Source organism: Halorubrum halophilum (genome assembly GCF_000739595.1).
Classification (GTDB): domain Archaea; phylum Halobacteriota; class Halobacteria; order Halobacteriales; family Haloferacaceae; genus Halorubrum; species Halorubrum halophilum.
The window spans coordinates 17,511-26,624 of record NZ_BBJP01000017.1 but is presented as its reverse complement, the minus strand read 5'-3'; the positions used below and the strand labels follow the sequence as shown (position 1 = coordinate 26,624).

Annotated in this window: 12 protein-coding genes and 1 tRNA gene; 10 read left to right on the top strand and 3 right to left on the bottom strand. The window is 70.4% G+C overall.

Features of this window, described 5'->3' with window-relative positions:
* The first annotated feature begins 14 nt into the window (after positions 1-14).
* The gene (locus ACP96_RS06475; protein WP_050032715.1) at positions 15-1,358 is read left to right on the top strand and encodes an isochorismate synthase; all 1,344 of its coding nucleotides are present in this window, start codon (positions 15-17) and stop codon (positions 1,356-1,358) included.
* Between the two features lie 31 nt (positions 1,359-1,389).
* Here ACP96_RS06475 and ACP96_RS06470 read toward each other — a convergent pair whose 3' ends face one another.
* Entirely contained in the window at positions 1,390-2,130 is a 741-nt protein-coding gene (locus tag ACP96_RS06470) for a proteasome assembly chaperone family protein (protein WP_050023484.1), read from the bottom strand.
* A gap of 115 nt (positions 2,131-2,245) precedes the next feature.
* Here ACP96_RS06470 and ACP96_RS06465 point away from each other — a divergent pair, with 115 nt between their 5' ends.
* Together ACP96_RS06465 and ACP96_RS06460 are read left to right on the top strand one after the other, a co-directional pair.
* The gene (locus ACP96_RS06465) at positions 2,246-3,178 is read left to right on the top strand and encodes an RsmB/NOP family class I SAM-dependent RNA methyltransferase (RefSeq protein WP_050032714.1); all 933 of its coding nucleotides are present in this window, start codon (positions 2,246-2,248) and stop codon (positions 3,176-3,178) included.
* Positions 3,175-3,705, top strand: a complete 531-nt coding sequence (locus ACP96_RS06460; protein ID WP_050032713.1) for a DUF7122 family protein — start codon at positions 3,175-3,177, stop codon at positions 3,703-3,705. The genes ACP96_RS06465 and ACP96_RS06460 overlap by 4 nt, the downstream gene beginning before the upstream one ends.
* Positions 3,706-3,739: 34 nt before the next feature.
* Here the strand turns inward: ACP96_RS06460 and udk are convergent, their stop codons facing one another.
* On the bottom strand, positions 3,740-4,435 hold the full coding sequence (gene udk / locus ACP96_RS06455; protein WP_050023488.1) for a uridine kinase: 696 nt from the start codon (positions 4,433-4,435) through the stop codon (positions 3,740-3,742).
* A 216-nt stretch (positions 4,436-4,651) separates the two neighbouring features.
* Between udk and ACP96_RS06450 the strand changes: the two genes are divergently transcribed.
* The 4 genes from ACP96_RS06450 (at position 4,652) to ACP96_RS06435 (ending at position 6,307) form a co-directional block, all read left to right on the top strand.
* Complete coding sequence (locus ACP96_RS06450) at positions 4,652-5,284, top strand: CBS domain-containing protein (RefSeq protein ID WP_050032712.1); 633 nt, start codon at positions 4,652-4,654, stop codon at positions 5,282-5,284.
* Between the two features lie 73 nt (positions 5,285-5,357).
* Positions 5,358-5,873, top strand: a complete 516-nt coding sequence (locus ACP96_RS06445; protein ID WP_050032711.1) for a GNAT family N-acetyltransferase — start codon at positions 5,358-5,360, stop codon at positions 5,871-5,873.
* Positions 5,874-5,957: 84 nt separating this feature from the next.
* A tRNA-Thr gene (locus ACP96_RS06440) sits at positions 5,958-6,031 on the top strand.
* Positions 6,032-6,103: 72 nt separating this feature from the next.
* Positions 6,104-6,307 (top strand): hypothetical protein, encoded by a 204-nt coding sequence (locus ACP96_RS06435; RefSeq protein ID WP_050032710.1) that lies wholly within the window; start codon positions 6,104-6,106, stop codon positions 6,305-6,307.
* Positions 6,308-6,346: 39 nt separating this feature from the next.
* Here the strand turns inward: ACP96_RS06435 and ACP96_RS06430 are convergent, their stop codons facing one another.
* Positions 6,347-6,910 (bottom strand): CinA family protein, encoded by a 564-nt coding sequence (locus tag ACP96_RS06430; RefSeq protein WP_050032709.1) that lies wholly within the window; start codon positions 6,908-6,910, stop codon positions 6,347-6,349.
* Positions 6,911-6,970: 60 nt separating this feature from the next.
* Between ACP96_RS06430 and ACP96_RS06425 the strand changes: the two genes are divergently transcribed.
* From ACP96_RS06425 to ACP96_RS06415, 3 genes are all read left to right on the top strand, one after another.
* A complete protein-coding gene (locus ACP96_RS06425; protein ID WP_050032708.1) occupies positions 6,971-7,621 on the top strand; it encodes a class I SAM-dependent methyltransferase in 651 nt (216 codons plus the stop codon).
* Positions 7,614-8,162 carry a transcriptional regulator FilR1 domain-containing protein gene (locus ACP96_RS06420; RefSeq protein ID WP_050032707.1) on the top strand — a complete coding sequence of 183 codons (549 nt, stop codon included), beginning with the start codon at positions 7,614-7,616 and terminating at the stop codon, positions 8,160-8,162. The genes ACP96_RS06425 and ACP96_RS06420 overlap by 8 nt, the downstream gene beginning before the upstream one ends.
* A gap of 75 nt (positions 8,163-8,237) precedes the next feature.
* Entirely contained in the window at positions 8,238-8,501 is a 264-nt protein-coding gene (locus ACP96_RS06415) for a hypothetical protein (protein ID WP_050023518.1), read from the top strand.
* The last annotated feature ends 613 nt before the right edge of the window (positions 8,502-9,114 follow it).

The window sequence follows — 9,114 nt, the reverse complement described above, 5'->3', positions numbered from 1 at the left end:
CCGATCTAACCGCAATGGAACGGGTGCGCTCGTCCCCGGCGACGACCCTCGTAAGCCGCACGGCCGGGATCGACGCGCCCGCGTTCGCGGCGGCGTTCGACGCCCTCTCGGCGCCGCGGACGATGTGGAACGCTCCGGACGATGCTCTCGTGCTCGCCAGCGGCGCGGCCGCGACGCTGACCGCGAGCGGCCCGGACCGATTCGCCGAGATCCGGGCCGGCGCCGACGACCTGTTCGACTCCGGCGACGTCCACGCCGGGACGGAGGCCGCCCGCCCCCGATTGTTCGGCGGGTTCGCATTCCACGAGGGCGGGTGCGAGGGAGACCCCTGGGGACCGTTCCCCGAGGCTCGGTTCGTCCTCCCGCGCGTGCAGGTCACGTTCGCGGACAACGGCGCGTGGCTCACCGTGAACGCGGTCGGCGACGACGCCGACCCGGACGCGGTCGAGGAGCGACTCGCCGAGGAGCGCGACCGGCTCTCGGGACTCGCGGGGCTCTCGACAGGGGACCGCCCGCCGCGACCCGGGATCGCCGCGACCCGCCGCACGACGAGTCGCGAGGCGTGGCGCGAGAGCGTCGAGGCCGCGGTCGACCGGATCCGCGGCGGCGACCTGCAGAAGGTGGTGCTCGCGCAGGCGCTGGAGACCGACCTCGCCGCAGAGTTCCCCCGGGCGGCGACGCTCGACCGGCTCGCGGAGAAGTACCCGGACTGCCACCGCTACTACTTCGAGCCGGACGCCGGCGGGAGCGCCTTCTTCGGCGCGACCCCGGAGCGGCTGGTCGCGCTGCGCGGCCGCACCGTCGAGACCGACGCGCTCGCGGGGACGACCGGCCGTGGGGAGACGCCCGCCGAGGACGAGTGGCTCGCGCAGGAGCTGCTGGACGACGCGAAGAACGTCCACGAGCACGAGCTCGTCGCCGAGACCGTCCGCGAGCAGCTGGAGCCCTTCGCGGCCTCCATCTCCGCCGGCGAGCGTCGCGTTCGGCGGCTCGCCACGGTCCAGCACCTCCACACCCCGATCACGGCCGAGCTGAGCGCGGACCGCCACGTCCTCGAACTCGTCGAAGCGCTTCACCCCACCCCCGCGGTCGGCGGGCTCCCGCCGGACCGCGCGCTCGAGACGATCCACGACACGGAGCCGTTCGACCGCGGCTGGTACGCCGCGCCGGTCGGCTGGATCGACGCCGCCGGCAACGGCGCGTTCGCGGTGGCGATCCGGTCCGCGGTGGCGACGCCCAGCCGCGCGACCCTCTTCGCCGGCGTCGGCCTCGTCGCCGACTCCGACCCCGACCGCGAGTGGGACGAGGTCCAGCTCAAGTACCGACCGATCCTCGACGAGTTGGAAGGGGACGACTGACGGGCCGTTCCCGGGAAGGCGGGTCCCGGACCTACTGGAACATCTTCAGCGGCTCCGCCTGCGAGCTCTCCTCGGTCGCCTCCTGCATCCGCTTCGCGAACGCCTGTTTCGCCTCGCGGATCTCGCTCGCCTGGTCGACGAGCCCGTCGGTCGGCGTCTCGGTCCCCGCGATCGGGTCGATCCCCTTCTGAATGAGGATGCGCGCGGCTTCGGGGTCGGGGAACTGCGGATCGGACTCGACAACGAGCCCGACGGCGTCGCGGTCGTGCTCTAGGGCTTCCGCGAGCATCGCGCCCGTCGGCCCGGAGACAAGTCCAGCTTCGGGCGGATCCCCGACGTCGGCGCGGTCGAGCGCCTCGCCGCCGTTTCCGGTCGCGATCCCGTACAGGTCGGGCGGCGTCTCGTCCTTCTCGCGGCCGAGCCCGGAGAGGAAAATCGGGAACACCGCGGTCTCCGCGAACCAGCTCTCCAGACAGCCGGCGACCTCGGTCGCGGCGCTCGGGTTCACCGGCACGTCGCTGCGGATCGCGACGAGGTCGTGCGCCTCGTCGGCGTACAGCCGCACGGGCGTCGTCACCGCCCGGTCGTCCTCGCGGTAGACGGCCACCCGCGGGAGCCCGTCGCAGTGGACGTTCGCGTAGTGGTCCATCTCGTGGGTCTCGATCATGTGATCGGTCGCGATCTTGCCGACGAGCCCGACCCCGGGGAACCCCTCCACCAGCGTCGGCTCGTCCAGCGAGATCTCGTCGTCGACGACGGAGATGCGTGTCATGCGTTCGTGTACTCTCGCCGTCGACCTAAAGGTAGGGCGGGGCGAGCCGATCGCGCGCGGCGTTCGACCGTCCCCGTCCCGAAACCGACTAACGGGCCGGCACGCAAGAGGCGGCATGAATCCGTTAGAGCGGTACGAGCCGCTCGTCGACGACGTGGCGGCGTTCCGCGCGGCCTGCGACCGGCCGCTGCCGTCGGTCGTCCGCGTGAACGAGATGGCGGCCTCGCCGGCCCACGTCCGCGAGGCCTTCGACGACGAGGGAGTGGCCTACGAGCCCGTCGACTGGCACGACGGGCTCTTTCGGCTCCCGGACGGCAACCCCGGCGGGAACTGGCCGTACGTCCACGGCTGGACCCACGGGCAGGAGGAGGTCTCCGTCTTGCCGGGGCTCGCGCTCGACCCGCAGCCCGGCGAGCGCGTCTGGGACGCCTGCGCGGCGCCCGGCAGCAAGACCACCCAGATCGCCGACGCGATGGACGACGAGGGGACCGTCGTCGCCAACGACAACAACCTCGGGCGGCTCTCCGCGCTCCGGCACAACGCCGAGCGCCTCGGGATCACGAACGCGATCGTCACGAACCAGGACGCGCGCAACTTCTCGACGAAACCGCTCGCGTTCGACGAGTTCGACCGCGCCCTCGTCGACGCCCCCTGCTCGTGCGAGGGAACCTGTCGCAAGAACCCGGACGTGGTCGACCAGTGGACCCTCGAGCACGTCCACGCCGTCGCCGGGATCCAGAAGGGGATCCTCGCGCGCGCCGTGCAGGCGACCCGCCCCGGCGGCACCGTCGTTTACTCCACCTGTACGTTCGCGCCCGAGGAGAACGAGGCGGTGCTCGACCACGTCTTGGAGGCTGAGGACTGCGAGATCGTCGACTTCGACCTCCCGCTCGACACGGCCCCCGGCGTTACGGAGTGGGAGGGCGAGACGTACGACGAGTCGGTGACGCGCGCGCACCGCGTCTACCCGCACCACAACGACACGGGAGGGTTCTTCTGCGCGAAACTGCGCGTGGGCGGGACCGGGAACACGGGTGTCGGAGCGTGACCGACGACGCCCCGACCAACGACGGCCAGCAGTTCGACCGCCTTCCCGAGACACCTGCCGACCGCGAGGTTGAGGGCCGCGCGAGTCGGCGCGAGGTCCTCGACTGGTGGGACGAGCGGTTCGGGATCGGGCCGAGCGTCTTCGAGGAGTACAGCTTCTGGGAGAAGGGCGCGGGCAAGGTCTGGATATTCAACGGCGAGGCGACCGACCCCAGCGAGGTGGAGGCGATCGGGATGACCTTCCTCCGAACGCGACAGGAGCACTGGAAGCCGACGAGCCGTGCGGCCACCCGGTTCGGGGGTCTCGCGACGACGAACGTGATCGAGCTGGATCCCGAGCAGGCTGTCACCTTCATGGCCGGCGACGACCAGGACCTCCCCGAGTGGGACGGCGACTGGGGGTACCTGATCGCGACCCACGAGATAGCTGGTGGGGAAGCGCCGATCGGTGTTGGACTGTACCTCTACGACGAGTTGCGCTCGGTGGTCCCGAAGGGGAGCCGGGCGGACCTGCCGACTGTGGAGTGAGGCCGCGTCGACTCTCGCGACGGATCCGGTCCCCTCAGTCGTCGTCCATGTCGAGCGAGCGTTTCTCGCCGAGTTCTTCCTCCAGACTCCCGCGTTCCCAACTTCGGACGGCGTCGCCTTCGACCTCCGCGCGGAGCTTCTCCTCTAAGAGGTTCACCGCGACGCTGTTCGCGCCCTCCGGGATGATCACGTCGGCGTGTTTCTTCGAGGGCTCGATGAACTGCTCGTGCATCGGCTTCACCGTCGAGAGGTACTGATCGATGACTCCTTCGAGGTCGCGGCCGCGGTCGATCACGTCCCGGCGGATCCGGCGGAGGATCCGCACGTCGGCGTCGGTCTCGACGAACAGCCGGAGGTCCATCATGTCGTTTATCTCCTCGTCGTACAGCGAGAGGATTCCTTCAAGCACGATGACGTCGGTCGGTTCGACCTCGACGCGCTCGTCTTTCCGGTTGTGGATCTCGAAGTCGTACTGCGGCATCTGCACCGACTGCCCCTCCAGCAGGGCTTCGAGGTGTTCTCTGAGCAGTTCCCACTCGAACGCCGAGGGGTGGTCGTAGTTGACCGACTGGCGCTCTTCGAAATCGAGGTGCGAGAGGTCCTCGTAGTAGTTGTCCAGCGGGATGCGGGTGACGCTGTCGCCGAGATCGCGGGTCACGAGCCGGGAAACGGTCGTCTTCCCGGCGCCGGTCCCCCCCGCGATCCCGATCACGAACGAGGGAATGGTCATACTCCCGGCTCGGGCGCCAGAGGGTTTGAAGGCTCCTTTTCGTTGTCGTCATGTACGAGCCTCAGTCGCTGAGGGCCTCAGGCGAGGGGGCTCCAGCGAGGAGGCTCCGATCTCTCGGGGTCTTCCGCGTTTCTGGACCGACCGGCTGCCTACGCGGGGAATACGTATAACGATACCGGGGGCACCTTTTAGCCGTTTGCTGCGGAATCACGTGTCATGCGAACAGACACCACGGTTCGCGACGTGATGCACCGCGAGTTCCTCGGCGTGAGCGAGTCGGACCCGTTGCGCGACGCGGCGGCGCTGTTAGTCGACGAGGGGACGAACTGCCTCGTCGTCCTCCGGGGCGGCGAGTCAGTCGGGCGGTTGGGCTGTCGGGACGCCCTCAGCGCGCTCCTCGACGCGGAGGTCGGATCTGGCGACGACGACGACCGCGGGCTCACGGTCGGCGCGGTCATGGGACCGCCGCTCCCGACGGCCGCGCCCGACGACGCGCTGGCCGCCGTCGAGGAGCGACTCGTCGCGGAGGGTGTCGACCGGGTCGTCGCCGTCGAGGACGGCGAGGCGGTCGGAGTGGTCACCGCGGGCGACGTGCTCGCCGCGGGCGCCCCTCGGACCGGGAACGGCGCCCGCGACCCCATCGGCGACGAGGACACGACCGGCGACCCCCGACGCGGCGACGCGGCGATGCTGGGGTCTGACGGCGGCGTCGATCCCGCCGTGGAGGCGTCCTCCACCGACGCGTCCGGCTCGCCGACCCAGGGCGTCTGCGAGAGCTGCGGGGCGCTCGTCCCCGACCTCGTGAGCGCGAACGGGCAGGCGGTTTGCCCCGAGTGCCGCGAGGTGTGATTCGGCGACGCGAGGAACCGCACGGTTCGGCCGCCGGTAGGCTCAAACGCCCAGCGCGCCGAAGGCCGATCGAATGGCCGACAGCGACAGCGTGCGCGTCACGCCCGCCACCGCCGACGACGTCGACCCGGTCACAGACCTGTGGATCGCGCTCGCCGAGGGGCAGCGGGAACACGGGTCGACGCTGCTCGCTGAGGGGAACCGCGAGACGGTCCGCGAATGGGTCGCACGCTCCGTCGTCACCGGTGAACTCTTCCTCGCGCGCGACGGCGACGACGAGCCGGTCGGGTTCGTCGGGTTCGAGCTTGACCACGGCGGCTACGAGCGCGAGCGAACACGGGGTATCGTGAGCAATCTGTTCGTCGTTCCCAAGCGTCGCGATGAGGGTGTCGGCGCCGACCTGCTGGAGGCGGCCGAGCGAGCCCTCCGCGAGGCAGGCGCAGAGACCGTCGCCTTGGAGGCGCTCGCGGCCAACGATCGCGCCCGCGAGTTCTACGCGGAACAGGGATACGAGCCGCACCGCGTGGAGCTGACGAAGTCGCTGGCGGCGGGCGACGGCGACGGCGACGGCGGCAACGCGAGCGACTGACCGCGACACGGCGTCGCCGCCACGTTGGGTGACCTTCGCGGAAAGCGACACGCACTCATAGGAGGACCGAGTACGCCCGCCTGCGCCAGGGGAGCATGGGCGGTTCATGCACTCGACTTGTAATCGAGACTTCCGGGGTTCAAATCCCTGCCCTGGCTCTTCTGACGGAACGACGTGGGATCGAAGAGCCGCGGAGATCCGCTTATATACATCCCTCGCGGATCCGTGATATGGACCGGACCGAAACCCTGCTTCTGGGCGTTTCCGGCGTCGTCGTCGCGCTCGTGTTCGCGGGCGCGCTGTCGGCGGGGGCGCTGTTCGGCTTCGACGAGTCTGTGGCCCGTCCGATCCGGCTGCTCGCCGTCGAGCCGCTCGCGTGGATCGTCGTCGGCGCCCTGCTCGTCGCCGTCGTCGGGCACGCGTACATCGATTGAGCGGTGCGACCGACTCGGCCTTCCGCCGAGCCGACCGCGTCACTCCCCGGCGTCGATCTCGCGAACTGTTCGGACGAGCGCGTCCAGCGCGGTGTCGACCGCCTTCCGTTTCACCGTCGAACGGTCGCCGTCGAGGACGACCCGCTCCGTGCGGACGAACGACTCTTCGGTCCCCCACGGCGCGGCGTGGGCCACGCCCACGTACACGAGCCCCACCGGTTTTTCCTCGGTGCCGCCGTCCGGCCCGGCGATTCCAGTCGTGGCGACCCCCCACGTCGTGTCGGCACGGTCGCGCGCACCCGCCGCCATCTGCTCGGCGACCGGCGCGCTCACGGCGCCCTCGGCGTCGAGTGACTCGCGGGACACCCCGAGCAGCTCGCGTTTGGCGTCGTACGCGTAGGTCACGAACCCGCGGTCGAAGTAGGCGCTCGCTCCCGGGGCGTCGGTCACGCGCGACCCGACGAGCCCTCCCGTCAGCGACTCCGCGGTCGCGAGGGTCTCCCCGCGTTCGGTCAACAGGTCGCCGAGCGTCTCCTCGATCGGCGCCGACTCGTCGATCTCTTCCGTTTCGCCGATCTCCTCCCCGCTCCCGCTTTCGTCCATGTCCTCGCTGTGAGCCCTCACGCCCGTGGGGTTTACGCTCGCCGCGCCGCAAGCGCCGGTATGACCGACTGGGACGACCGCTTCGCGTCCGGCGACTACCCCCGCGCCCCGGAGCCGTCCGCCGTCCTGCGCTCGTACGAGCCCGCGATCCCCGACGGCCGCGCGCTCGACGTGGCCGCCGGAACCGGACGCAACGCGGTCTACCTCGCGGAGGCCGGCTACGCGGTCGACGCCCTCGACGCCTCCCGCGAGGGGCTCTCCATCGTTCGCGAGCGCGCCGCCGAGTGCGGAGTCGCCGACCGGATCGAGACGATTCAGGCCGACGCCTCGACGTACGGCTTCCCGACCGAGACGTACGAGGTGGTCGCGATGAGCTTCTTCCACGCGCTCGACCGGTTCGCCGACCTGACCGAGTCGCTCGCGCCCGGGGGCTACCTGTTCGTCGAGGGGCACCTGCGGTCGGCCGACGCGACGCCCTCGGGTCCGAGCGACGACCGGTACCGCTACGCCGCCAACGAGCTCCTCCGCGCCGGGCTGGGGCTGACCGTCTTGTACTACGACGAGACGACCGAGGAGCGCCCGGGCGACCGCCGCCGCGCGACCGCTCGGCTGCTCGCGCGGCGATCGCACGGCGGGCGGCAGACGTACCCGCCTCGTCCGGACGAGGGCGACGGGGGCGATGAGGGGGTCGCGCAGCGAACAGATGAGTGACGGCGACACGCCCGGATCGGTTCTCCGGGAACTGGTTGCCGAAGCGGTCGACGGCGACGGCGGTGCCCTCCTCGATGGCGATTCCGACCTCGCCGAGCGCGGCGACGACCCCGGACCGGCGGCCCGGATCCCCGCGCTCGTCGGCGCGGGTAACTCCGTCGTCGGGGTGGTGCCTCGCGCCGATCCCTCCCTCGCGCGGCGGCTGCTGGGGAACGGCGGCGATGTCGGGTCGATCGAAGATATCGATAACGAAGGCGCCGACAGCAGGACGATACGACTCGTCTTCACCGGGCGGGCCGCGAACCGGCTCACCGGCCCCTCGGGTGCCGTGATCCGGTCGATCCTCGCCGACCACGGCGTCGAGGCGTACCGCCACAGCGGCGACTCACGAATCGGGGTGCTCCTCGTCGGCGACCGCGCCGGCGTCGGTCTCTTCGACGAGCGGGGGCTCGCCGCGCTGCTGTGGTCGGACGCGCCAGCGGTCCGCGAGTGGGCGGCCGACACCTGCCGGCGCTACCTCTCGGCGGCCGAGCCGGTGTGACACGCTCTGGGCGCGAATCGCGCCGGCGTGACCGCGCGCCGCATCGTTTTTGCACGTACCCCCCGAAGGGGAGGTATGAAGGCCCTGCTGCTGTTGGTCGCCGGTATCGGTGGACTGGTCCAAACGCTCGTCCCGCAAGCGATCGTGCGCGCGTGGACGAAGGCGATGTACCGCAACGCCGGGGAGGCGGAGCCGCGTCAGTGGGTGTACGTCGCTACGCGTGCCGAGGGCGCGGTGATCGTGCTCGCCGCGCTCGTCGGGCTGTACCGGGTGGCGACAGCCGACGACGACGAGGCGGTCGACGAAGCGGCTCCCAACGGCGACGCCGTCGCCGCGTGACGAGGAGATCTGCGGGTCCGAACGCGAATTCGTCCGGACGGCGCTGTTGAAGTCCACAGCTACCGATACTCCGGCCCCGTAGCGATCAGTACGGACACAGCTGTGCGCGATGTCGGGAAGTGGGTGTTGCAGATCGGTGGCGGCGATCTAGTGTTTAAAAAGACATGAGCGACAGCGACGATCGCTTATAAAGAGGTGTGCGGTGGCGCGTGCCCGTGAGCGGCCCGGAGGGCCGCGAATGGCACCGCGCGAGGGAGTCGCGAGCGAAGCGAGCGACGAGGCTGGGGAGGGGTGAGGCTGCGGTGCCGTGCGGTCGGGCGGGACTCAAAGGGGCAGCCGACGAGGCGGGCGCAGGCGACGCAAGCACCACAACGAGGGAGCGAACAGCGTGAGCGACCGAGTGAGGAGCGCAGCGAGCGTGCGCCCGCCTCGCCGGCTGGGGCTTTGGAGGTGTTCACCACAGAGTCGTCGATCACGTATAAACAGCCGACAGCAACACCACTCGATCACGTATAAACAGCCGATCAACCGAATTGGTACACATACTCCCGCTATCGATCAAGAAGCGGCCCGCATTGACCGACCGTTTCGGACCGAAAATTCTGGAGCGGAG

What these genes read in the sequence shown, in the direction of transcription:
- ACP96_RS06450 (WP_050032712.1), top strand. Translation starts at nt 4,652, where the DNA reads ATGCGAACAGACACCACGGTTCGCGACGTGATGCACCGCGAGTTCCTC.
- ACP96_RS06415 (WP_050023518.1), top strand. Translation starts at nt 8,238, where the DNA reads ATGAAGGCCCTGCTGCTGTTGGTCGCCGGTATCGGTGGACTGGTCCAA.
- ACP96_RS06420 (WP_050032707.1), top strand. Translation starts at nt 7,614, where the DNA reads ATGAGTGACGGCGACACGCCCGGATCGGTTCTCCGGGAACTGGTTGCC.
- ACP96_RS06470 (WP_050023484.1), bottom strand. Translation starts at nt 2,130, where the DNA reads ATGACACGCATCTCCGTCGTCGACGACGAGATCTCGCTGGACGAGCCG.
- ACP96_RS06475 (WP_050032715.1), top strand. Translation starts at nt 15, where the DNA reads ATGGAACGGGTGCGCTCGTCCCCGGCGACGACCCTCGTAAGCCGCACG.
- udk (WP_050023488.1), bottom strand. Translation starts at nt 4,435, where the DNA reads ATGACCATTCCCTCGTTCGTGATCGGGATCGCGGGGGGGACCGGCGCC.
- ACP96_RS06430 (WP_050032709.1), bottom strand. Translation starts at nt 6,910, where the DNA reads ATGGACGAAAGCGGGAGCGGGGAGGAGATCGGCGAAACGGAAGAGATC.
- ACP96_RS06465 (WP_050032714.1), top strand. Translation starts at nt 2,246, where the DNA reads ATGAATCCGTTAGAGCGGTACGAGCCGCTCGTCGACGACGTGGCGGCG.
- ACP96_RS06445 (WP_050032711.1), top strand. Translation starts at nt 5,358, where the DNA reads ATGGCCGACAGCGACAGCGTGCGCGTCACGCCCGCCACCGCCGACGAC.
- ACP96_RS06435 (WP_050032710.1), top strand. Translation starts at nt 6,104, where the DNA reads ATGGACCGGACCGAAACCCTGCTTCTGGGCGTTTCCGGCGTCGTCGTC.
- ACP96_RS06425 (WP_050032708.1), top strand. Translation starts at nt 6,971, where the DNA reads ATGACCGACTGGGACGACCGCTTCGCGTCCGGCGACTACCCCCGCGCC.